General features: G+C 42.4%; 30 protein-coding genes. 10 read left to right on the forward strand and 20 right to left on the reverse strand.

What is annotated here, in order from left to right; translation table 11 throughout:
* Positions 1 to 18: 18 nt before the first annotated feature.
* The 4 genes from F0342_RS01390 to F0342_RS01405 all read right to left on the reverse strand — a co-directional run bounded on the left by F0342_RS01390 (position 19) and on the right by F0342_RS01405 (position 3,132).
* Complete coding sequence (locus tag F0342_RS01390) at positions 19 to 399, reverse strand: hypothetical protein (protein ID WP_149154273.1); 381 nt, start codon at positions 397 to 399, stop codon at positions 19 to 21.
* Positions 400 to 469: 70 nt separating this feature from the next.
* A complete protein-coding gene (locus F0342_RS01395; protein ID WP_149154274.1) occupies positions 470 to 1,111 on the reverse strand; it encodes a uridine kinase family protein in 642 nt (213 codons plus the stop codon).
* Positions 1,112 to 1,126: 15 nt separating this feature from the next.
* Entirely contained in the window at positions 1,127 to 1,366 is a 240-nt protein-coding gene (locus F0342_RS01400; protein WP_149154275.1) for a hypothetical protein, read from the reverse strand.
* On the reverse strand, positions 1,363 to 3,132 hold the full coding sequence (locus tag F0342_RS01405; protein WP_149154276.1) for a M3 family oligoendopeptidase: 1,770 nt from the start codon (positions 3,130 to 3,132) through the stop codon (positions 1,363 to 1,365). The genes F0342_RS01400 and F0342_RS01405 overlap by 4 nt, the downstream gene beginning before the upstream one ends.
* Positions 3,133 to 3,392: 260 nt before the next feature.
* On the opposite strand from F0342_RS01405, the gene F0342_RS01410 reads away from it, so the two are divergent.
* Positions 3,393 to 4,316 (forward strand): bifunctional helix-turn-helix transcriptional regulator/GNAT family N-acetyltransferase, encoded by a 924-nt coding sequence (locus tag F0342_RS01410; protein ID WP_149154277.1) that lies wholly within the window; start codon positions 3,393 to 3,395, stop codon positions 4,314 to 4,316.
* A 150-nt stretch (positions 4,317 to 4,466) separates the two neighbouring features.
* Here the strand turns inward: F0342_RS01410 and F0342_RS01415 are convergent, their stop codons facing one another.
* The 12 genes from F0342_RS01415 to F0342_RS01465 all read right to left on the reverse strand — a co-directional run bounded on the left by F0342_RS01415 (position 4,467) and on the right by F0342_RS01465 (position 12,297).
* On the reverse strand, positions 4,467 to 5,879 hold the full coding sequence (locus tag F0342_RS01415) for a bifunctional metallophosphatase/5'-nucleotidase (protein ID WP_149154278.1): 1,413 nt from the start codon (positions 5,877 to 5,879) through the stop codon (positions 4,467 to 4,469).
* Between the two features lie 51 nt (positions 5,880 to 5,930).
* Positions 5,931 to 6,221: a SunI/YnzG family protein gene (locus F0342_RS01420; protein WP_149154279.1), complete on the reverse strand. Its 291-nt coding sequence runs from the start codon at positions 6,219 to 6,221 to the stop codon at positions 5,931 to 5,933.
* 49 nt (positions 6,222 to 6,270) lie between these two features.
* Positions 6,271 to 6,864, reverse strand: coding sequence for a class A beta-lactamase-related serine hydrolase (locus tag F0342_RS01425; RefSeq protein ID WP_262481591.1), 594 nt, complete (start codon positions 6,862 to 6,864; stop codon positions 6,271 to 6,273).
* A gap of 548 nt (positions 6,865 to 7,412) precedes the next feature.
* Entirely contained in the window at positions 7,413 to 7,736 is a 324-nt protein-coding gene (locus F0342_RS01430) for a hypothetical protein (RefSeq protein ID WP_149154280.1), read from the reverse strand.
* Positions 7,737 to 7,790: 54 nt separating this feature from the next.
* Positions 7,791 to 8,051: a hypothetical protein gene (locus F0342_RS01435; RefSeq protein WP_149154281.1), complete on the reverse strand. Its 261-nt coding sequence runs from the start codon at positions 8,049 to 8,051 to the stop codon at positions 7,791 to 7,793.
* 3 nt (positions 8,052 to 8,054) lie between these two features.
* Complete coding sequence (lepB, locus tag F0342_RS01440; protein ID WP_149154587.1) at positions 8,055 to 8,597, reverse strand: signal peptidase I; 543 nt, start codon at positions 8,595 to 8,597, stop codon at positions 8,055 to 8,057.
* Between the two features lie 198 nt (positions 8,598 to 8,795).
* Positions 8,796 to 9,218, reverse strand: a complete 423-nt coding sequence (locus tag F0342_RS01445; RefSeq protein WP_262481593.1) for a DUF4181 domain-containing protein — start codon at positions 9,216 to 9,218, stop codon at positions 8,796 to 8,798.
* A gap of 32 nt (positions 9,219 to 9,250) precedes the next feature.
* Complete coding sequence (locus tag F0342_RS01450) at positions 9,251 to 9,802, reverse strand: aspartyl-tRNA synthetase (protein ID WP_149154282.1); 552 nt, start codon at positions 9,800 to 9,802, stop codon at positions 9,251 to 9,253.
* A gap of 247 nt (positions 9,803 to 10,049) precedes the next feature.
* Positions 10,050 to 10,628 (reverse strand): nucleotidyltransferase family protein, encoded by a 579-nt coding sequence (locus F0342_RS01455; protein ID WP_149154283.1) that lies wholly within the window; start codon positions 10,626 to 10,628, stop codon positions 10,050 to 10,052.
* Between the two features lie 39 nt (positions 10,629 to 10,667).
* Entirely contained in the window at positions 10,668 to 11,105 is a 438-nt protein-coding gene (locus F0342_RS01460; RefSeq protein ID WP_149154284.1) for a hypothetical protein, read from the reverse strand.
* Positions 11,106 to 11,186: 81 nt separating this feature from the next.
* Positions 11,187 to 11,333, reverse strand: a complete 147-nt coding sequence (locus F0342_RS24600; RefSeq protein ID WP_188048356.1) for a hypothetical protein — start codon at positions 11,331 to 11,333, stop codon at positions 11,187 to 11,189.
* Positions 11,334 to 11,652: 319 nt separating this feature from the next.
* Positions 11,653 to 12,297, reverse strand: coding sequence for an SDR family oxidoreductase (locus tag F0342_RS01465; protein WP_149154285.1), 645 nt, complete (start codon positions 12,295 to 12,297; stop codon positions 11,653 to 11,655).
* Positions 12,298 to 12,477: 180 nt separating this feature from the next.
* Here F0342_RS01465 and F0342_RS01470 point away from each other — a divergent pair, with 180 nt between their 5' ends.
* On the forward strand, positions 12,478 to 13,419 hold the full coding sequence (locus F0342_RS01470) for a nucleoside hydrolase (protein WP_149154286.1): 942 nt from the start codon (positions 12,478 to 12,480) through the stop codon (positions 13,417 to 13,419).
* Positions 13,420 to 13,429: 10 nt separating this feature from the next.
* Here F0342_RS01470 and F0342_RS01475 read toward each other — a convergent pair whose 3' ends face one another.
* Together F0342_RS01475 and F0342_RS01480 are read right to left on the reverse strand one after the other, a co-directional pair.
* Complete coding sequence (locus F0342_RS01475; RefSeq protein WP_262481594.1) at positions 13,430 to 14,008, reverse strand: hypothetical protein; 579 nt, start codon at positions 14,006 to 14,008, stop codon at positions 13,430 to 13,432.
* A 360-nt stretch (positions 14,009 to 14,368) separates the two neighbouring features.
* Positions 14,369 to 14,983, reverse strand: a complete 615-nt coding sequence (locus F0342_RS01480; RefSeq protein ID WP_149154287.1) for an HAD-IA family hydrolase — start codon at positions 14,981 to 14,983, stop codon at positions 14,369 to 14,371.
* 135 nt (positions 14,984 to 15,118) lie between these two features.
* Here F0342_RS01480 and F0342_RS01485 point away from each other — a divergent pair, with 135 nt between their 5' ends.
* The 5 genes from F0342_RS01485 to F0342_RS01500 all read left to right on the forward strand — a co-directional run bounded on the left by F0342_RS01485 (position 15,119) and on the right by F0342_RS01500 (position 17,549).
* On the forward strand, positions 15,119 to 15,901 hold the full coding sequence (locus F0342_RS01485; RefSeq protein WP_262481595.1) for a CPBP family intramembrane glutamic endopeptidase: 783 nt from the start codon (positions 15,119 to 15,121) through the stop codon (positions 15,899 to 15,901).
* Entirely contained in the window at positions 15,889 to 16,110 is a 222-nt protein-coding gene (locus F0342_RS01490; RefSeq protein WP_149154288.1) for a hypothetical protein, read from the forward strand. Before F0342_RS01485 ends, F0342_RS01490 begins: the two co-directional genes overlap by 13 nt.
* A gap of 322 nt (positions 16,111 to 16,432) precedes the next feature.
* Positions 16,433 to 16,591 carry a hypothetical protein gene (locus F0342_RS24605; protein ID WP_188048357.1) on the forward strand — a complete coding sequence of 53 codons (159 nt, stop codon included), beginning with the start codon at positions 16,433 to 16,435 and terminating at the stop codon, positions 16,589 to 16,591.
* 80 nt (positions 16,592 to 16,671) lie between these two features.
* The gene (locus tag F0342_RS01495; protein WP_149154289.1) at positions 16,672 to 16,884 is read left to right on the forward strand and encodes a hypothetical protein; all 213 of its coding nucleotides are present in this window, start codon (positions 16,672 to 16,674) and stop codon (positions 16,882 to 16,884) included.
* Between the two features lie 8 nt (positions 16,885 to 16,892).
* The gene (locus F0342_RS01500; protein ID WP_149154290.1) at positions 16,893 to 17,549 is read left to right on the forward strand and encodes a DUF3885 domain-containing protein; all 657 of its coding nucleotides are present in this window, start codon (positions 16,893 to 16,895) and stop codon (positions 17,547 to 17,549) included.
* 89 nt (positions 17,550 to 17,638) lie between these two features.
* Here the strand turns inward: F0342_RS01500 and F0342_RS01505 are convergent, their stop codons facing one another.
* Complete coding sequence (locus F0342_RS01505) at positions 17,639 to 18,007, reverse strand: YkvA family protein (RefSeq protein ID WP_149154291.1); 369 nt, start codon at positions 18,005 to 18,007, stop codon at positions 17,639 to 17,641.
* A gap of 141 nt (positions 18,008 to 18,148) precedes the next feature.
* Between F0342_RS01505 and F0342_RS01510 the strand changes: the two genes are divergently transcribed.
* From F0342_RS01510 to F0342_RS01515, 3 genes are all read left to right on the forward strand, one after another.
* Positions 18,149 to 18,475 carry a YnfA family protein gene (locus F0342_RS01510; protein ID WP_149154292.1) on the forward strand — a complete coding sequence of 109 codons (327 nt, stop codon included), beginning with the start codon at positions 18,149 to 18,151 and terminating at the stop codon, positions 18,473 to 18,475.
* A 96-nt stretch (positions 18,476 to 18,571) separates the two neighbouring features.
* Complete coding sequence (locus tag F0342_RS25670; RefSeq protein ID WP_395940618.1) at positions 18,572 to 18,709, forward strand: hypothetical protein; 138 nt, start codon at positions 18,572 to 18,574, stop codon at positions 18,707 to 18,709.
* Positions 18,710 to 18,782: 73 nt separating this feature from the next.
* Complete coding sequence (locus F0342_RS01515) at positions 18,783 to 19,382, forward strand: dienelactone hydrolase family protein (protein ID WP_149154293.1); 600 nt, start codon at positions 18,783 to 18,785, stop codon at positions 19,380 to 19,382.
* 297 nt (positions 19,383 to 19,679) lie between these two features.
* On the opposite strand, the gene F0342_RS01520 is transcribed toward F0342_RS01515, so the two are convergent.
* Positions 19,680 to 21,242: a glycoside hydrolase family 32 protein gene (locus tag F0342_RS01520; protein WP_395940619.1), complete on the reverse strand. Its 1,563-nt coding sequence runs from the start codon at positions 21,240 to 21,242 to the stop codon at positions 19,680 to 19,682.
* Positions 21,243 to 21,273: the final 31 nt, after the last annotated feature.

Consider the following 21,273-nt stretch of genomic DNA (forward strand, 5'->3'; position numbering starts at 1 on the left):
TTCTTAAATAGGCTGGTTTCATGTAGCAGTCTTGAAAAATGCCTCTTTCACATAAATCGTATAAATCAAGACGATGACCGAAAAAACAAAATTCCCTATAAAGGGTTGTTGAGGTTCATTCGTTAATAATATGAAACTGATGAATCCAAATAGTACCGAGTACGTAATCAATAACCAAAAACCCCATTTTTTCAATCTCATGTACCCGTAAGCCATCAACAGAGAAAAGAACGCCACTAATACTCTCATGATTCGTTCAGGTAAGACTGATACTCCAAACCGTTCAGAAATGCCAATGGTGTCAGCACCAGCCTGATAAAAAATAGCGGTGAACAATAATACGATACTACCAAAAATATAAAAATAGCCAATGATTGATACACCTAATGGTCTCTTCACCATTTTACCTCCTGTGGTTTATAAGTCATCTAACTAACTCAATACCAATTATGAAAAAAAAACACTGCACCTACTCTATGTCCTTTTCCACCCAATACCCCTCATCCGAATTCCTCACCACCACATCAAAATTCTCATGCTTCGGGTGCATAAAGACTTCATATTGAATTCTTCGCTCGTCGCGGTTTTTTCGTAAATACTCCACATCCATCCCTCTTTCGGAAACATCGCGGATTCCCATTCTCACGAGCTCCGTCTCACCATCCGTATAGAAGTAAATCTTAAGGTCGTAAAGATCGGGATTGCTGAATGCAACAGACATCCCTTCTACAATCGTCACGTTATTTCTGGACGAGATGAGCTGACTTCGTTCATAGGGGACGTCAAGGGTGTAGAAATCCATTCCCTCCTTCACCATCTTGACGTCCCGGTCGAGGGCGAATAGATGATGGGCCGCAGGATGGCAGGCGGTCATCTTGGATCGATGGATTTCATTGTTGCACTCATATTGGATGGAGGTGTGTTTTCTGACGTCAGAATTGACGATATAGGGATCGGTGTTGATGTAATTGATTCCCTGACCTTCCAAAATCGTCAACAGTTTCTTCGCAAACGTAGTTTTACCGGAAGCACCATGGCCTGAAATGCCGATGACCATTTTTCCATCCTGCTTATTTAATCGATTGGCTATGTTATGTAAAATCTTTTCCATGAATTCTCTCCTTGTTTATAAGCTATTCTCAATCATCCCCGCTGACTTCGATTTCGTCCCCATCCTCATGCCGTCAAGATTCCGGTCTGGAAGCCCCAGTTCATACATCCGATCCCGCAAACTTAATTGCTTGATGACCATTGCCAGTAAGAATCCGGCCAAGGACAGATAAAGTAAGTAATCGAGATCGAAAAACAGCGAAACACATAATAATAGAATAGAAGGAAGGCCTCTCAGCAACTGAACCTTTATCATAGAGTAGCTGCCAATCTCACAAACTCCTCGCTATCCTCTACACACAACCTCATCCCTTTTTCCCAAAAGGCTTCTTCGGTAATGTCTTCCCCCAAATGCTTCATGACGAGGTCTTCTGCCGACATGCTGCCTGAATCCCGCAAGAGGTCCATGTAATGCTCCTCGAATCTTTCCCCCGTTTCCTTCGCCCTGGCGAAGAAGTTGAGTGCAAGTAAATACCCAAAGGTGTAAGGAAAGTTATAGAAAGGAGATTCTGTTTTATAGAAGTGGGGCGTCCATACCCAGGAGTGTACCGGTACCTCATCAAGGGAACCGGCATAACCCTCTTCCATGGCAGACTTCATCAGTTCGTTCAAGCGTGCTGCGGGGACGAACCCCTTTTTCCGTTCTTCGTGAAAGTCCTTTTCAAAGATGAACCGTGCATGTAGGTTCATGAAGTTCATGACGCTTCTCTTCAATTTCTCATCGAGGATAAACAGTTTCTCTTCCTCAGACTCCGCTTTTTCCATGGCCGCTTCGAGGATGATCATCTCCGCGAAGGTCGACGCCGTTTCGGCCAAGCTCATGGGATAGGATTTGTTCATCCCGTTCACTGATTTCATTGCATGGTTATGAAAGGCATGACCCAGTTCATGCACAAGAGTCAACACCCCTTTGAAGGTGCCAGGAAACGTGAGGAACACCCTGGACTCCCCTGTTAACGGGAATCCTGCACAAATGGGAACCGCAGACTTTCCAGGACGATTTTCCGCTTCGACCCAGCCTTCACGAAAAGCCTTCTCCGCGAACCGTCCCATTTCCGGCCCGAACGTACGAAATTGTTCCTCGATCAACGCAGCGGCTTCTCCGTATTCGATTCCTTGGTGATCGTGATTCATTGGGGACCAAAAGTGATAGGACTTCATTTTGGCATCCCCATTCATCCGGGCTTTCACGTTCAGATAATCGCCAAAAGGTTCTTTATATCTCTCCATGACTGAAAACATGCTATTCAGCGTTTCTTCCTTCATCCGGTTTTGGGCGAGAGGAACATGGAGTACGTCCTCAATCCCCACCCTCTTATACATGTTTAACCTGAAACCGGCCAGATAATTCAGGATTTGCGCGAACTGACCCTCATGCTCGGTCCACTTTTCCACCAGCGCCTCATGAGATTCTTTTCGAACCGAAGCATCGTGGTGCGAACGCAGATTGATAGCCTGTCCAACCGAGAAATCCTGACCCTTCACCTGGACCTTGATACTGCTCATGAACGATTGATAGAACTGCCCCCAGGCGTGGTACCCGTCTGACATGAGCTCCGACACTTCCTGCACAGGCTCCCGGTCCGCTTCTTCCCGCCATTCATTCAAGATGAATCGATACCCCTTTAAGTCCTCTGAATCAAGCAAACTCTTCCATACTGATTCCTCCGTATGGGCTAATTTCCTTTTCAGGTCACTGGTCATAGAATCATATTTTGATTGAAGAACAGTGGTTTCCCCTCTGTAGAATTGTGCACCCTGGGCTTTTGGATTTTCTGAAAGAAGACATATGGCGTAGGATCTTGCTTGTGATATAGACATCTTTATTTCTCTAAGATGATCTAGGAAGCCTGCTAGTTGATCCGAATCGCTAAGTGGAGCCGTCCACTTTTTCATGGTCTCCTCAAGCTTCATGATCTTGGCTTCCGTCTGTTTCATATGGTCATGCAATTCGGGTGATGTGCTTCCACCTTTGAAGATGCTGTCGAGATTCCATATTGGATTATATTTTGTTTGAGTCACCATTATCTCCCCCTATCAAGTTCCGGACAAAACGTATGTTCTTATCTTACCTTTTTTTGAACTATTTTCCAACTCTTACTTCAAAAGTTTTTAATCTCCTAATTTGAAGAAAGAATCATATATTGCGAAAGCGGATCAAAAACCATGTACCTGTTAGAATTTTTCCAGAGTACACATACCCAAAATATAGTTGACACTGTCAACTAATATACATTACACTTATTTTATTGAAAGATTCACGATCCCAAGGAGGTCTATTCATGAAATCAATTAATGGTATCGAGAAAATTCGTAAATTCAACAGATTCTATGCAAATGTACTTGGAAAGATTGATCAGGAACTGTATAACCAGCCTTTTTCACTAACAGAGGCCCGAGTCATAACAGACATTCATGAAAGGAACGGCTGCACCTCAACAGAGATTAGAGCGAACCTTGGAATTGATAGGGGCTATATGAGCCGGATCGTTCAACGCTTTGAAGACGAAGAAATTATTATGAAAAAGCAGGCCAGCCATGACAAACGCCAATATTCCCTTTACCTCACCGACAAGGGTACGGGCATTTATAATGATCTGGTTGAAAATGCAAATATCGGTGTAGCTAAAATGATTGAAAGCCTGTCAGAAGAAGAACTCTCCAAATTAGTTTCATCTATGGAAACAATCGAAACCCTTTATACGAATGAACCGCAAGCCCAACCAGTGATTACCATCCGACCATTTCAACCAGGTGATCTTGGATACGTCGCATACTTGCATGGAAGGTTGTACGACAGGAAATATCAGTTTGGACCGATGTTCGAATATTACGTCATGAAAGGGTTGACTGAATTCATGATGAATACGGATGGAGGAGAACTATGGGTGGCTGAAGTAGATAGTGAAATCGTCGGATCGATTGCCATAACGAAGTCAAGTGATACCGTTACTCAGCTTAGGTGGTTCGTTTTAGACGAGAACTATCAAGGAATGGGCATAGGAAAACAGCTCATGGAGACTTCCCTTAACTTCTGTAAAGAGAACCGCTACGAACATGTATTCTTATGGACTGTGAGCACATTAACAACCGCTCGGCACCTCTACCAGAAATATCAATTTAAACTAACGGAAGAAAAGCCAAATGAAGAATGGACCGGGACTACTTTAATGGAAGAACGATGGGATCTCGATCTTTCTGAATAGAGGATCAATTGGAACTGAAAACAGTTTGCCAAGAGTCTGACCCCAAATTTCGACAAAAGGATCATCAGTTGAAATTTCGGGGTCATAACTCAAAAAGAAAATCCAGGTGACGGTCACTTTAAAAATCCCGTCCTGGTCACTGACATTCTTCTATAGATTTAACATAACGGAATTTTTCCTGTAGGCTCTTAAATAATTCATAAATACATCCTTCACCATCTCTGTCTTTCCAACCTCGATCAATTGATTCCCCTTCACCGAAGAATATCCACATACTTCTTCGTACAATAACGGAGACCCGGTCCCTACCCTGTAGACCTTCTCTTCCACTAGGTTTTCCCCATTCACTTTAACATCGGATAGTACGCCATCATGGTGACTCCATGTAATTCCAGAGAACGCCAAAGCCCCAATCGGGATCCCGTGAGGCCTGAATCCATTTCCGTATACCTGTTTGGAGGTAATCTCCCCATTAAAACTATCCTCTATCAATCTCACAATTTGTTCACCTTTAAGCTCCATCAACACAGGAGAATGCATGCTTTTGCATCTGTTGTACACATCCCCCTTCGTCACATCACCGGATTCCAAGCCTTGGTCCACTGCGGCTCCCCCATACATAATACCAATCTCAGACTTCCAGTAGTCCCGAACGGAATCTGCCATTAATTGAATGATATAGGCATGAGTAAGGTCTTCCCTCGTCGTGAACAATACCTCAGACAAAAATTCATTCGTTTCCTCACGACCCTTTTCTAAAATGGCTTCCATACTGGCATCGGATTCGGGAGTGATTTCAACTAATTTTCCCTCGTACGATTCAATCTTATGAAGACCATTCTCGTTAAGTAAGTCCAATTTCAACTCCCCTACATATTGCCCGTGAGAACCCGCTTGAACAATCAAGACGCCTGATTCCATAACGGGACTTTGAAGCACCGTATGAGAATGAGCCCCAACGATCACATCGACCAGGCCACTGACTTCTTTCGCCATCTCTACATCGGCATCATACCCCAGATGGGATAGAAAGACGATGACATCCGCCCCCTGCTCTTTCAATTCCACCACCGCTTTTTTGATGGCCGTAAGGGTTTCCCGATTCCTGAACCCGTGCTTATTCTCATAAAGATTCTCGAATTGATCGGTCGCTCCAAATAATCCAACCTTCACACCGTTATCCACTGTCACGAGAAGCGTTTCTTTCATCCCGCCGATGGGAGTCCCATCACCCTCAACGAGATTCGATAACAACCACGGCACACCGGACTCCCGGCTATGCTTTCGTATCAACGCAGGTGTCGATCGCAGCAGTTCATTATTCCCCACTGACATCGCATGATACCCTACATCCCCAAGCATCTCTAAATGCATATGGCCATCTGTCGCCAGGCACTCATTGATGCTCATATCCAAATGATCCCCGCCATCCACCAATAAATAACTTTCCCCTTGCGCCTTAAGCTCTCTGACACGTTTCTTTATGTACGCAGCCTGCCGTACTACAAAATCATAGTTTCCGTGAAGATCATTGGTGTGAAGAATGGTGATGGTTTTGTTCATGTGTTTTCCCCCATTTATAAGTGTTTACTTAACTCGATGTCCTCGAAGTGATCAGGAACGTGCTCTTTGTCCCCCAATGTACGACAAAATCTGCTCTTTCAAACCACCATTACTAGTGAACAGAATAAACGTTTCCGAACTTGTATGGATTACGACTCTATCCGTGTGTCCATATGGATAACCAATTCTCATTGCTGTTTTCCCTTCACCGCTATATGTATCATCATCTCGCACTACTTTAATACCAGATAAAGGAATATTGATGTTACTTAATTGCCACTTGATATTTAAGTTTTCGTTATACTTTGATACCTTTACTTCCATATCTTTCACTCCTATCATTATTCAAATTTACGAAAATTCCGACAAAAATTTTCGAATTTATGGATCTTCATTTTTTCTCATATTCCTTATAAAGCAAACCCATAGCCTCCAGAATTTTAAAGTCTGCAACCTGATCACCAAACCTATTCGGCAAATGAGTCGCTCCTACAGCAAAGATAAATGGATCTTCATTGAAATCACCAATGAGCCCTATATCCACCACTACACTTTCCAAACAACCTGTCCTATGGTTAAGATGATGCATGGGTATGCCATCTATGTTTCCCTTTTGCCTGATTAGTCCATTGATAATTGGCGTCCACAGAGGAGGCTCTCTTTGGTATCCTTGAAAGACGTCTACCATTAAATCAAGTGCCTGTTCCAACTGAGCTTTGTTATCATTATCCCTTGGGTCTTCAGTGACATTTATCGTTGAATAATAAGACTGAATCGATTTGTTCACTTTTCCCCACCCACCACAAAAACTCACGATACTCTTAGCAACATAACTATCGTGACAAGCAATCATCACCTCAACAGCTTCCCGTAACGGAAGGGATATTCTGTATTGAAAATGTGGATAGAGCTCCTTGCTGTCTTCAGCTAGATTGAACGAAATTTCTTCCACCAAGTCATCCCACTTCATGTTCCCTTCCTCCACCCACTTCGTTACACAGAATCAAACGGCTACCTTTGCCGCCGACGCAAGAGGAAGGATGAGATGGCTATTATATGAAGATATCGTTTTCTGTTCTTTGGTGGAATATATGATTATGCCTGTTTTTCCAGATTCTATTTCATGTAATTTCCCCAACACATTTTCCATTTTTACTCACCTGCCTGATTTATCAATCCCGTATCTTCTGTAAAATAACATCAACTATCTTGCCTTTGAATTGCCCAGCTTGTCATTGTCTTTACTGGCATGACCATACCTCCTTACTTACTTAAATTAAGAGTAGCATTCATCGTGAACATCCCTAGCACTAATAAAAATAGTAGGACTAGACAAAAAGCTATGACGAATTTGTAGCGTCTTTCCAACTGGATCTCCCCTTATCGAGCGGTTTATAAATTCTTAGACCACAATATCTTGATGAATGGACCATCAAATAACCCCACAATGCCTCTCTGGATTACTCTTTTAACGCAAAACAACTGAAACTTCATCCACAAATCGGAACTTCAACTCAAAATCTAAATCTGCTTTTAATAAGAATCAACCATTCCCTCTTCTACTTTTATCTTCAGTAATAGTACCGTATCATTCTCTTTTATCATGTTCTTTACTGATTCCTCATCTTGAAGATCAAAAGAACGCATTGAGTTACTCCCAGTCTCTTTATAAGCAGCCAGTATTTTCGTTTCTCCTAATTTCAACTCCACTTTTTCTTTTCCTATGGCATAATCCCAGGAGGACATCACATCTGTACTAAAATCTTGTTCAATTCTTGAGGGGTGTACGCTTACACCAGGTCCATAAAGAAAAACTAACGTGTCTTCTGATCGTGGTTTGATTATTCCAAACCCCATCTGCCCTTTTTCTACTTCTTCAGGGTTATTTCCATATGATAGTTCTGTTAATGGCTAAGAATCTTTTTTCCCATCGTTGTAACGTTCCACCCAAAGATTTACCCACCTTTTATCCGCATGAGGCAAATAAAAATCAAAATCGAAGACAACCCCTAAGTTTAAATCTTTAAACGTATCCTCATATTCAGAATCCGTTTTCATAGAAATGGTAGGTTGACCGGTCTCGCTCATATCAGAACATCCGACACAAAACAGGATTACCATAATGAGAAACATCCAAGACCTCTTCACAGTAAGCTTACCTCTACCTCCCATGAACTACTCCCCCACAATCCTCATATCCTTAAGCGGATAAAACACAACATTCGTAGTCCCAACAATCTTCTCCATAGGAATCGCCCCAATATGCCTGCTATCCTTACTATCCCTTCTGTTATCCCCCATCACGAACAGATGGCCGTCCGGAACGGTGGATTGTCCGACAGCCGTTTCCTCCAAGGTAAAAGGCCTGGTCAAATCCCCCTGTACATTCTCTTTTTGCTCATCAAGGTATGGTTCTTCATACTCTTTTCCATTCACATACAACGTATCATTTTTATACTCGACCTTATCCCCAGGCAGGCCAATCACACGCTTAATATAATCCTGTTCCTCATTTGCGTGAAACACAACGATATCAAAGCGCTCCGTGTCCCCTAATTTAGACACAATCATTCGCTCCTGGTCTTGCAGAGTCGTATTCATGGAAGAACCCTTGACCATGATTGGAGTGACCAAAAAAGTACGAACAATAAATACAACGACTAACGCTATCACCAAAGCTTTAACCCATTCTAAGACCACATTTTCCTTTTCAACCACGCTCTCCATCCTCTTTTCTTTCATAAAAATGAGATATGGCACCTTTTACATCGCTGCCCATTTGACTTTTTCTTACATACGATTCAAACCGGTGAAAGTTTCATTTATTGGAAATTCATAAAAAAAGCTGAAGATCAAATGACATAACTGAACTCCAGCTTTTGGACCGTTAATTTAACGTGTACTTATTAAATATGACTAATCAAACAAACCAAAAAAATCAGTACTGACAAACAATAACAGCGTCAATGACAGAAAGGCTAACTGAGAAATGGTGAATTTATAATCATTCCTATTTTCTGCGTATCGCTTCTCCATAACAGCTGTAACCGTTTCAGACACAATGACAAAGGCAATAAGCAGGATATGAGTTTCTAAAAACCACATTCTTTCAAGTGGAGGAAGGGTAGCATTATAGATACCGCCAACCACAATCAGGGCAGCGAAAGTAATTCTAATCGTCCTATCCAGCTTCTTATGTTTTTCGTTCTTATGATGATAGGAGAAGAGCTTCTTCTTTTTCACTTTAAACCACTTTCTCATTCCTTTATTAAACAAAAATATCAATAAAGCATAACTCACTATAAAAAGAATAAATTTCAACCATAATTGATCCATCATACCGTCTTCTCCCTCACTGTATGTATTGGATTCTATAAATCTATCGAATCAATGACTTCCCGAGTATCCTTACGTAGCAGCTTAACCTGTTGAGCATTAAGATTTTTATCGCTTTCAACATACCAAAGATATAGCCCCTCCAATTTATATTCCTTTACTACTGAGGGTGATAACAGGGCCAAATTTAATAACGTAGCTTCTTGATCGTCAACAATCACTACTCTTTCATCACCATTTCTGATCAAACCATAAACCAAGCCATCTCCATGTCCTTGGATTCCTTGCAGCTTTTCATATTCTCCGCCAAGATCCAACGGCCCCCAGGTAAACGTCCCGCTTTTCCAGCCGAATATTCCCTTTCGAACCATCGTAGCCCCAAGATTGGTTTTATCTTTAATGAAAAAGTAAAGGGATTCATCCCCTAACTTGTAGGCAGGAATCAACTGGAGGTCCTTATCAACCGCCTGAATGGCTTTGTACGGTTCCGTATAAGAGTCCTGGTCTTCTGCATAAGCCCAGGCAGCAAATAGGGCAATGACAACTATAAATAAAAATACATATTTGAGAATTGTAGACTTTTTCACGTTTTCTCCCTTCTTTATCCTAGGAAGGATCACCCGAAAATCTGAGCACTGACTTCATATAATAAAAGTTTCGAAGTGGCTTCATTACCTCGATCAGCTGAAGTCCTCTACGGTCAGTTATGTTTAAATCGAGGACTCGATTTAATAGATATTCTCTGCACGAGCATCATTATTCCAATTATTTCAAATTATTGTTTCCAACTCAATAATAGTATTAAAACTCCGACCTTTTTCCACAGAGGACCATCTACTCCCCCTTCTTTATATGATGAACAATAATCACAGGCCAAGTTCCCTTCCAGTTCTTCTTCCTGATACGTTCTTCATAAATGGAAACTAGCTCTTCCGTCTCTCTAAAAAAAGAAGTCGGCTTCACTTCCAGATTGATCACATCATCTAAACCACAAGGTGCGGTAAGAACCAATTGGCCTTCCTTGTCCATCTTCACTCCAAGAGCAGTGGCTGTCTCAGGAAACTTTGAAATCGCATCCTCAGAAGAAGTATAGGGGGGAAGATCGTTTACTACATGCATCCTCGCCTCATTTTTAACAGACCAGGGAATGAGAGGCATGAAGGATCGTAATTCCGCTTCTAACCTTTTTTCGATTTCTTCATCACAATTTTCTTCATCAAAATAGATGACATCCACATCTTGAGTATGGGTTCTCTCTTTATATCCATGGAGTGTATCCCATATTTTCGAACGTACAAACCCAGCGCATATCCACCAATCAGGTAGATCCAATGAGCTTGCAGTCTTAATAATCTCCATCATACCAGGATCGTTCTCAATCAACTTGATGACATCTTCTTTATTTTTCAGCATTTGAACCCCCCCTTCACCTATTCGGAATAAGGTGATTGACTACTTTTCTACTTTCACATCAAAACTGGTTAATTCTTTTTCATCTACAAAAACATCAATCTTCCAAATCCCTTCTCTACCCAGGGCAAATTTCGCACCACTCCTATTATTGTCGATTCCCCATTCATATAATTGAATCGTTTCATCGGTTTCCTTATGAGTGGCTAACATCCTATACTTCTTTCCATTAACATCTATTGAATCCTTCAGAAAATAAACATCATAATGTCTTCCCTCACCAACAGGAAACGCTGGTTCATCCGCTTCTCCGTTAACCTTGGTCATTCCAAACACACCTTCAGTCCCATACAGGGTCACATTTTCATGTTGAAAGGTTTCTGATTCCTTCCACGTGGTTTCATCCTTATCAACACTGCAACCAGAGAGCATCATACCAGCCAGAATGCACAGTGAAAAAAATACCAATCTCCCATTCATAAAAAAACTCCCCTTTTACGATTGGATATCATGACCTCCTGAGAACTGACAGAAGACACCCCCATTCCATCCTTCCACTCATTACTGAACATAATAAATCCATAAAAATAAGAGGATGGTAATCAAGAATGATTGTGCACAAGTAATCGTGAAATCATTTTTCCAGTACGTCTTCCCAAACGGACTTAGCAATCTGGCAATCAAAAAACTACATAACCATATGCTCATAAATGTAATAATAAAACCCATGATTCCCTCCCATATGTTGCTTCAGTTTTACTTTTGATTTTATTCGATGCAACCCTTATAACTCAATCTTTTAAGAGTGAACTTATCCTTTTCATCCTACTTTTTGGATACTCAACCCTTCTTCTATGATTGATTTCAACCTCGTATACGTGAAACCAGATAAAATAGTTATTAGAAGGACGGTCATCCCATTTCCTCATTTATCCATTACTAATTATTTCAAAACCAGACGTTAATCACAATCATTAATTATTACAAAAAAATGACCACCCTCAGGATGATCATTCCTTCTTCTCAATTATACGTTTCGAACAGCCTCTTCAATCCCATCATTTCCTGTAATCAAATCGAAGCCCTTATTAAATGTACGCTCTTCGTCCAGGCTTGCTACGATCGTGGCCGCTACATCTTCACGTGGAATCGATTCTCTTGATAGATTCTCTCCTGCGGTCACCTTCCCTGTACCCGCTTCATTCAACAAACCGCCAGGACGGATGATGGTATAGGTTAATCCGCTCTGTTCCAGTGCACGGTCGGCAAAATACTTTGCCACATAATACGGCTTTAAGGAATCGTTCCAGTTCTCACGATTATGAGCCTGCAGGGCACTCACCATGATGAACCGGTCGATTCCCGCCTGTTTGGCCGCCTCCATCGTTTTGACAGCTCCGTCTAAATCGATGAGCAATGTTTTATCCGCTCCCGTTTTGCCACCGGAGCCGGCTGTAAATACAACAGCATCAGCACCCTTCATACCATGTCTAATCTCATCCACCGTTCCCTCTAAATCAACCAGTGAAGATTGGATCCCATCCTGTTCAAAGGCCCGGGCCTGCTCTTCCTTTCTCACAATGGCCCTTGGCGTATGCTCGCTGCTTTCTTTTAAGAGCCCTATCACTTGCTTCCCTATTTGTCCATTCGCTCCTACTACTGCTACGTTCATATCCTCATCTCCTTATTCCGATAAATTTGATATGAATTCATCATTACATGTTACGTGAGTGATGACAAATCTTCTGTTTGGGCAGTAGTTTCATATAAATTGACTCTATACAAAGGCATAATCCTTTTTTTCCATCGATACGTTATATAAATACATCATAATTGGTTAGGAGAATGTCCGATGAAGAAAATCATTTTGTTTGCGGATCCCGGCATTGATGATTCCATTGCCATCATGTACGCCTTACTGAACCCCGACATTAAGGTACTCGCCATCGTATCAAGCTATGGGAACACAACAAAAGAGCAGGCAACGAATAATATCGCCTACTTGCTCAAGCTTGCAGGAAGAGAGGATGTCCCGATCATCGGGGGAGCCAATAGTCCATCGTCAGGGGAAATCCCAACCTACTATCCTGAGATCCACGGACAGGAAGGGCTCGGTCCCATCAGACCGCCTGAGAGCATTTCGGGTGAACTCACCAATTTCTCAGAACTCTATAAAATCATCAAGGACCAGGACGATATCACCATAGTTGACGTGGGGAGAAACACATCCCTTTCCACCCTTTACTTATTAGGTGAAAATATCGTTGAAGATATCAAGGAATTTTACATTATGGGAGGCGCCTTTTTGGTTCCTGGTAACGTGACTCCTTCTGCAGAAGCGAACTTCTATGGCGATCCCATTGCCTCACAGGTAGTGGTCAGGGAGCTGAATAATCTTTACGTCGTTCCCTTGAATGTCTCGAACAAAGCCATCATCACCATGGACCAAATCCGTTATATCCAGCAGATGTCAGATAACCCATTGATTGAGATCATGGATGAAGTCATGGAATACTATATTGATGCTTATAAGAAGCTCGTTCCTGGAATAAAGGGTGCACCCATTCACGATGTCGTGACATTATCGCTGATGGCGAACCCGGAAATGGGGAAGTCCATCAGAAGGGAGATCAACATCTTGACTACGGGAACAGGAATGGGAACGTCCATCGCAGACTTCAGGCCCAGTTCCAAGCCTGCTGAAAAAAACATCAACATCTACCTTGAATTGGACTACCCAATGTTTGTCGAGGATTTTATCAATGTAATGGGAAAGGCAAATGGAAAACCCTGAAAGATCAATTTCAGACCCGATTATGAGCTTTCTTTTCAAAATAAACAAAGACATTCGTGATCCATTTCGCTATTAGACCGACTACCACGTAACCGATGAATAAGGTGAAATAATTCGACCCTTTGTCCAATTCAAACAGACCGATGGCAGAAAGCAATGGTTTGAAAACAAATGCAAACCCTGCACTGAGCAGGAACATGGATAGATAGTAATTTTTATTTCTATTTAATGTAAATTGATACATGAGCAAATAGGAAACGGGTACCAGAGACACATCCAACGAAACCGAACTCGCCAGTATCGGGAAGAGTTTATACGGATAGAACCACTTAAGTAAATTAGCTCCGATGGCATCTGAGTATGTAAAGAAGACGTGAATATTATATCCATAAAACCCTAAAAGAAGGGCTTTTCGTTTATCCATTCTTAAATATAGCACGATGAGAGGAAAAATAAAGAACGCAGCCAACATCCAGAATTGCCAGTTGGTAAAATCGGAATATTGCTGCCAATAATTGCTCCACATTTCGGTTTGATTCTCCTGGATCTCTTTTAAACGGCTAAGCATGGTCTGCTGGGATTCTGTCACGGTACTCGCTCCTTTAAACATATATGCTATAGTATGAGCATGGAAAGGACCGAATATGTTCTTCCCAGTACAAAAAGCGAGTCATCCTATAGGACGAACCGCTTTTCTTACTAACCATCGACGCTTGTTGCTTGTTCTCAACAACTGAAGGATATGTAGACTATGCTTTGGGCAGCCCCAATACCGGCCCTTTTTTTGACAAAAAGATCATAAAATGATCAAGTTGATCATTTTTCAGGATGCGGATCATAACCTCGCCCCATCTCATCGTGACACTTAAGTTTGTCACTCATTGTACTCTGTAGCCAATGAACTCAATCACAAAAGAATCTCATCCAATGGTCCCTAGTAGATCAAACCTTAAATGATCGAATACAATCCTTCCACACTCGTCACAACATAATCAGCATGAGGATTCTCTTCCATTTTATCCGTAAAAAAGCAGGAGCTGATCCCGGCATTCTTCCCCGATTCCAAATCCAAATCCCGATCACCAATTATGATCGCTTCTGAATGATCGATATGATGGGTTCGAATCAAATGCAGAATGGCATCCGGACTCGGCTTTCTCTCAAACCCGTGCTGGGAGGTGATGAAGTCAGAGAAGTAACCCGTCAGCCCGTAGCTCTCCAGCATCTTGATCGAAGACTCGCCCCTGTGGGTGTACAAATAATTCTTTCTGCCCGTTTCATGAACATACTTACAAAGTTCCACGATCCCTTCAAAGGGTTTGGACAAATCGAATTCCACTTCTTTTCTGCGGGAGTCATAGGCTGTGAAAAATTCTTTCCCAATCCCATACTTTTTTTCGTAGTGTTTCAGAGCAGATGTGATCGATACCTTCATCTGTTTGATAATTTCCTCTAAAGGCTCTTCAAATCCATGCCCTTCAAGCGTTTCCCTGAAGGAGCCCGCCATGACGGGATATGTATCAAAAAGTGTGCCATCGAAGTCCCATATGATATGTTTGTACATGATCCTTCCCCCTTTTACAAAACTATCCTTATTTTACCACATGCAAATCACTCGCCAATAAAATGTAAAAAAGAGTTCATATAAAAAAGGAAAATTATGCTAAAATATTTTTAAGGATTACAAAAGGGGGGCTTGATGATCCGTTCACAGCAATCGATTTTCCTTATAAGTTCGGCCGCCCTGTTTTTCTCAGGCATCATCCTTCTTTCATATAGAATATACGGTTGGGGACTGCTGCCTTTACTGGGCCTATTCATCCTCTATCTCTCTACTAAAAAGAACCGCTCAGTCATTTCCCTATTCCTCGACTTCCTGCTCGGGTTACTGGTGTTTCAACTTGCAACCGGCTGGATCAACGAGTGGAATGTTTCAAAAGAAACGAAAATCCTGTTGAACAGAAGTTTCCTTCTATTCATCCTTATGGCTTTAGCCGTCTCACACTTGATATCAAAAGAAAAGGTCCGTTTCTTCACTGTGTTCCCAAATTGGAGAAGGCGTATCTCCATGCCCTCCCATACCATTTCACTGCCCTTATTCTTACTGATTGGGCTGGTGGGATCAAGCACCATCTTCATCCCACTCATATGGTCACAGGAAATCAGTGAGGTGAAATCATTATTCCTATTCGCTATAGGATTTACCATTCTTAACGCTACACTGGAAGAGCTTATCTGGAGAGGCGTGATGCTGTCATCGTTGAAACGAAACGTCTCCGTCCTTTATGCCGTCACGGTCACAAGCCTCGGATTCGGTCTATTACATCTATCCATCGGAATCCCGTTACTTCTCAGCCTCCTCTTTTCTTTCGGAGGACTCTTCTATGCCATCGTGGTGTTAAAGACCGAAAGCATCTATCCTTCAATCGCTTTTCATATGGTGATAAATGTGGGGATGGTGTTGAATGGGTGGATAAATTAGTTTCCGTATCTTCAAGAAAGAGAGAGAAAGATGAGATGAATATAGTAGAATACTGGGACCTGTCCACTAACCCTACAGATGGAACGTACCATTCCCTTATTAAAGTGCTTTGCGACCATTCAGATACTTTTTACTTCATCACAAGAAAAGAACTTTCTTATGATCAGGATGTTCTGGCAGAATTTAAACCACACATCATCGAATCATAACAAACAAAAGAATGGGCAAATACCATCACCATGGGACCACCTGCCACCGTTTATCTAATGGAAGCAAATGAACAGACTTGCAAATTGCTGCAACACTATGCCAACTGTTTATATGACTGGGTGGCTCCAAAATTGCCGTAAGACTTAACTTTTATCAAAAATTCGTTCACCTGGTTTTCATCCACCACCCATGAGGAATTTGGTGGCTTTTCCATTCGGTCTGATTATTACAGGAAATTAATCCACACTGTACCTGGTTTAAAGATTCAAAGAATAGAATTGGAGTAAAGAATACGGAGGTGTAAGTATTGAGATCCCATTCATGATTCTGGGGGCACTGATTAGTCTACTAATCTTCTATCTGATTATTGAGAGAGCTGTTAGAGACGGCATCAACAATTCCTCCATCGGGCAATTCCTCGAAGAAAAGCATGGAATCAAAGAACCACAGGAGGACGAGGATTTATTCGATGAAAAGTAATGGATGGATATTAATCACTATCTCAAATTAAAATATGATACTATTAATTAACAATAAATGGAACAAAAAGAGATAACACGATGAAATACCTTAAATCCTTTTTAGCCTTCGAATGGATCACGATCCTCGGGGCTTCAACGGTCCTCTATACACGCTGGGACTTCCCTCTATCTGTTTGTATCGGCATTGTGGTACTCGGGATAATCCTTACGCTTTACTTCACAAAAAATATGAAAAGAACGAGGAAAAGAAGACGTTGGACAATGTATGATCCATTTCAATCATTTCAATAGGAGTCTGTATGCAGAATAAATTATACCCTTTTATGCAAAATCATTTCGACGGTCTTGTGCTTCGTTCATCCCTATTTTATTCGTCTAAATATGGTCTGCGCTTTGAAATATCCATTCCTGGCGTCGATCATTTAAACAAGAGGAACCTGAAGCAAATGAAGGATCGAACGACTTGTCTATTCGACCACGTATTCTATGATTCAGATGAAATTCTTCTTATTACGGATGTTCACACCATGAAGCTTGACCGTTTTCTTGAGAAAAGACCCACAAAAGTTTATCAGAAATATATCAGGAGCAAGGACACTAGGTACAAGCTTATTTATGAGCTCTTCAATTTCGAAGAAGAAGATGAAGACATGGTCACACATCGGTTCATCCTGCCGTGTCAAAAGCATGTTATCCGGTATCAACAACTCCTAATGGCGATTTCCTACGAGGACTTCCCCCATCCGACTCAACTTTTAAAAGGTTCCCAACACGCGGGTATAGATATTTACTTCGTGAATGTCACACGAAAGATGATTTTCCATCTATACGATGACCGTGGTTGCGATATCATTGCGTTTGATAAAGAGGACCTGCGTTCACTATACAGAGAATTTAATGATTGGATATTGGATTATGACCGGGTGCAGATTGATAACATGATGAATAACCAATAAAAAAGGCGCTTGGTCTGAAGAGGAAACTCATCAGAACCATGCGCCTATTATTTTGGAGCAAAGGGATGATTCTCTTCCAAAGGATCTCCCTACAACTTCCCATCAACCTCAGACGTATCCACATCATCCCCGAACCAGCCACTCAACTTCGCCTTGGCCTTCGCTTTCACCTCATCATCGATATACATGGCCACCTGCAATAAAGCAATACCCAGCGCGCCAAAGTCGTCTGTAAAACCAACTCCCACTGCCATATCGGGAATAAAATCTGTCGGAAGGATGAAATACCCCAGTGCCCCGATGATGATCATCTTCGACTTCTTCGGAACATCCGGCTTTTGCAGGACAAAATAAAGGAGCAGCGCCGTATACACGACGGAATGTCCCGCCTTCAATCCATACCTTTTCAACTTACCCCAGAACTTTTCCTCTGAATAATGCTTTTCAGTGTTGTCCATTTCATTGCACCTCCGTCATGAGACGAGTGAACATCTCTTGTTTCTACTATTGTAGAAGGTTTGGGGAGAATAGACAAATGTTTGCAAACCCGGATTTGCGTTATAATTCAATTACGCAAACAAACAGAAGGAGTGTTCCACGTGCTAAATGCCATCATCTTATTCATCCTTGCCGGAATCGCGGAAATCGGAGGAGGCTACCTCATCTGGCTATGGCTACGGGAAGGCAAGCCTTCGTATTGGGGACTCGCCGGCGGAATCGCCCTGGCTCTCTATGGTGTCATCGCCACCTTCCAATCCTTCCCATCATTCGGCCGAGTCTATGCCGCTTACGGCGGGGTGTTCATTGTACTCTCCGTCCTATGGGGATGGGGAATTGATAAGAAGACTCCGGATGTGTATGACTGGGTCGGTGCCGGGATTTGTTTGGTTGGGGTTGGTGTGATGCTGCTTGGTCCGAGGCAGTAGACAACTGAATTTTAGGAGTTAGTTGAATTGGGACCCACATTAAACAGGGACACCCCAATCGAAACTTTCAAAGAGTACTACTGATTAAAGGAAGAGTTGCAAATGTTCTTCCTTAACTATGGAATCAATGCTTCCGGATCAAAGATAGAGTTATCCGAACGGATTCACATCTTCCTGGTGACGGGTGACATCAAGAAATCGGTCAGGAGGTCGGGAGGTATATGTTGCGGGTAAGTGACGGGAAGAAAGTCCGCCCCTTCCGCATCTCCTCTGCCGTATAATACATTAAAGAATATGAGGGGATAACTTGATTCAACTTAAACAAAAATCCAGTACGCTTGCTATAGTTATTCACGAGATTTACGGAATCAACCAACATATACAAAGCTTTTGCGAATTTATTTCAGAACAGGGAAATGACGTCATCTGTCCGGAGCTATTAGAAAAGGAATCTGCTTTTGATTATTCTCAAGAAAAGTTGGCCTACCATCATTTCATAGAGAACATAGGCTTTGAACGGTCGGCAGAAAAATTAAAGGCCATTCTCTCAAAATATCGACTGGAATACAAACGAATCGTGATCATAGGGTTCAGTGTAGGGGCAACGGTTGCCTGGATATGTAGTGAGGATGAAAGGGTTGATGGTGTCATCGGCTTCTACGGTTCACGCATTCGAAACTATTTGGAGGTCACACCGATGTGTCCAACCATGTTGTTTTTCCCAGAAGAAGAACCCTCCTTTCAGGTGGACGAAGTCATTGCGGCATTAGAACGAAAGCACATCGACATTCAGAAATACAGCGGTAAACATGGATTCAGTGACCCCTATTCGTCAAACTTTAATAAAGAATCCGCACAAAAAACAAGGGATAGAATCATAGATTTTTTGGATGTTTGGAAGGGTTGAATAAATATATGATTCTTGTTTGTTTCCGTGGCCCTTTGTCAGGTCAGGGAAACAATCCCGATGGATAATGAGGGACGGACCTTCTTCACTAATCATTCATCAGATTCTAAAAAACGGTCAGTTACTTCGTCGTGTTTCTCTAAGAAGGTGTCTGTATTGGTGTCACTTAATTCAAGGAACTGGTGTCTTGATTCTTCACCAATGTTTAGGGAGTTATGCCTGTATAGGTCTAAAGTGTCTAAATAAACACGAAACATCCCAAATAAAAATCTGAATGGCGTTTCATCACTAATGTATTCATTTATTGAACCTTAGCTTCTCCACCTTCACCTTCTCAAATGTCACTCGTCCCCCTTCCGAAAATAGAGAAACACCTTGATCCTCGGCTCGCGGAAAAACCAAATTAGTATGAACAGTCCGACCACCATCAATAAAGACCTCCACACTCGTCTTATCAACCAAAATGGAGAGGTGGGCCTGTTTAGCAGCGGAATCAAATGGTGCTTTGCTTTCTACAAATGTCTCTTCTCTTTCCGGTTGATCGGTGAATCCCCGGTTTAAGTATGTGTAGTTGCCTTCAAGGGATATTCCAGCATCAATATGTCGGGATCGATCTTCGGACTCGCGTAATCTGATGCCGACTTGATCAGCATCCTCCCAGGACATATCCGCCTCAATCCGATAACTCTCCCCTTCAACATCCAGCTTCTTCATCTCATCTTCCACAGTAACATCCTCAAACGTCTCCGTTGATTCCACCAACCCATTAAGCGCTTCAATAGGTTGCGAGGAAAGATAGTATCCACCTTCTCCATCTCCTTCCAACCTGATTTCCCTCATAATCGAATCCGTCCCATTAAACCCATCATGCTCCATCGTCGGAGTGTTATCGGCATAAGACCACTTGTTCATCCAAGCAAAGGCATAACGCTTCTGTTCTTTATCCTCAGCTTTACCGTCTTCAAACGTCACGCCACCATACCAGTCGTATCCATAGTCCAACCAATGTGGATCAGACTGATCAGCTTCAAACGTACTGCCATTGAATTCCCCTTTCCAATAAGCATATGTATTCGGCTCCCCAATCGCTTCTCCATTGGCACTCACTCCGAGCACCCACTTCACAGTTCCATCGGACGCCCTCATTTTAAAAAGATCCGGGCATTCGAGCACTCCCAAATCCGATGCCTGAAAGTCTCCTGTAAACGTCCAGTCCTTCAGATTCTCAGACTCATAGAAACCGACCTTGGATCCCTCCGCCATGAGCATGACCCATTTGTCTCGTTCGTCATCCCACACGACCTTTGGATCACGGAAATCCTCCACACCCGGGTTGTTCAGGACAGGTTCTTCACTGTAATTCTTGAAAGTCTTTCCCTCATCCGTACTGACCCACATATACTGCTCCTGCTTACCGGTCTCCCCGGTTGGCTGGGTCACGATCGCAATGAAGGCATCTTTCCCGAAGTCAGCAGTATTCTCCCGGTCGATGACGACGGAGCCGGACCACGGATCGCCGTTTTCATTGGTGTATTTCGGGATGGCCACCCCCTGGTCTTCCCAGTGGACAAGGTCCTCGGATACGGCATGGCGCCACTCCGTCCCGTTGCCATCCGGATAGTCCTTGTTGTAAAGATAGTAATAATGATATTTCCCTTTATAGTAGACCGGCTTTTGCGGGTCGTTCTTCCACTTGTCGGGGGACGTGAAATGGTAGGATGACCGGTACGAAACATCTTGTTGGGCTTCAGGACGTTTGTTTTTGTCCTGGGATTTCATCCACCATGCAACCGCTCCAATCATCAGGACGATCAGAACCATCAACATGACGATTCCCTTTTTTCTTTTTGCTTGGTTCATTTTTTCCGCCACCTAGTAAAAAAAAAATGCC

This window comes from Bacillus sp. CH30_1T, assembly GCF_008364765.1.
Taxonomy (GTDB): Bacteria; Bacillota; Bacilli; order Bacillales; family Bacillaceae_B; genus Rossellomorea.

Excerpts from the sequence above, each read along its gene's own strand:
- F0342_RS01395 (WP_149154274.1), bottom strand. The coding sequence starts at position 1,111 with ATGGAAAAGATTTTACATAACATAGCCAATCGATTAAATAAGCAGGAT.
- F0342_RS01400 (WP_149154275.1), bottom strand. The coding sequence starts at position 1,366 with ATGATAAAGGTTCAGTTGCTGAGAGGCCTTCCTTCTATTCTATTATTA.
- F0342_RS01410 (WP_149154277.1), top strand. The coding sequence starts at position 3,393 with ATGAAATCAATTAATGGTATCGAGAAAATTCGTAAATTCAACAGATTC.
- F0342_RS01415 (WP_149154278.1), bottom strand. The coding sequence starts at position 5,879 with ATGAACAAAACCATCACCATTCTTCACACCAATGATCTTCACGGAAAC.
- F0342_RS01420 (WP_149154279.1), bottom strand. The coding sequence starts at position 6,221 with ATGATAGGAGTGAAAGATATGGAAGTAAAGGTATCAAAGTATAACGAA.
- F0342_RS01430 (WP_149154280.1), bottom strand. The coding sequence starts at position 7,736 with ATGGGGTTTGGAATAATCAAACCACGATCAGAAGACACGTTAGTTTTT.
- F0342_RS01435 (WP_149154281.1), bottom strand. The coding sequence starts at position 8,051 with ATGGGAGGTAGAGGTAAGCTTACTGTGAAGAGGTCTTGGATGTTTCTC.
- F0342_RS01445 (WP_262481593.1), bottom strand. The coding sequence starts at position 9,218 with ATGATGGATCAATTATGGTTGAAATTTATTCTTTTTATAGTGAGTTAT.
- F0342_RS01455 (WP_149154283.1), bottom strand. The coding sequence starts at position 10,628 with ATGCTGAAAAATAAAGAAGATGTCATCAAGTTGATTGAGAACGATCCT.
- F0342_RS01460 (WP_149154284.1), bottom strand. The coding sequence starts at position 11,105 with ATGAATGGGAGATTGGTATTTTTTTCACTGTGCATTCTGGCTGGTATG.
- F0342_RS24600 (WP_188048356.1), bottom strand. The coding sequence starts at position 11,333 with ATGAGCATATGGTTATGTAGTTTTTTGATTGCCAGATTGCTAAGTCCG.
- F0342_RS01465 (WP_149154285.1), bottom strand. The coding sequence starts at position 12,297 with ATGAACGTAGCAGTAGTAGGAGCGAATGGACAAATAGGGAAGCAAGTG.
- F0342_RS01470 (WP_149154286.1), top strand. The coding sequence starts at position 12,478 with ATGAAGAAAATCATTTTGTTTGCGGATCCCGGCATTGATGATTCCATT.
- F0342_RS01480 (WP_149154287.1), bottom strand. The coding sequence starts at position 14,983 with ATGTACAAACATATCATATGGGACTTCGATGGCACACTTTTTGATACA.
- F0342_RS01485 (WP_262481595.1), top strand. The coding sequence starts at position 15,119 with ATGATCCGTTCACAGCAATCGATTTTCCTTATAAGTTCGGCCGCCCTG.
- F0342_RS24605 (WP_188048357.1), top strand. The coding sequence starts at position 16,433 with ATGATTCTGGGGGCACTGATTAGTCTACTAATCTTCTATCTGATTATT.
- F0342_RS01495 (WP_149154289.1), top strand. The coding sequence starts at position 16,672 with ATGAAATACCTTAAATCCTTTTTAGCCTTCGAATGGATCACGATCCTC.
- F0342_RS01500 (WP_149154290.1), top strand. The coding sequence starts at position 16,893 with ATGCAGAATAAATTATACCCTTTTATGCAAAATCATTTCGACGGTCTT.
- F0342_RS01505 (WP_149154291.1), bottom strand. The coding sequence starts at position 18,007 with ATGGACAACACTGAAAAGCATTATTCAGAGGAAAAGTTCTGGGGTAAG.
- F0342_RS01520 (WP_395940619.1), bottom strand. The coding sequence starts at position 21,242 with ATGAACCAAGCAAAAAGAAAAAAGGGAATCGTCATGTTGATGGTTCTG.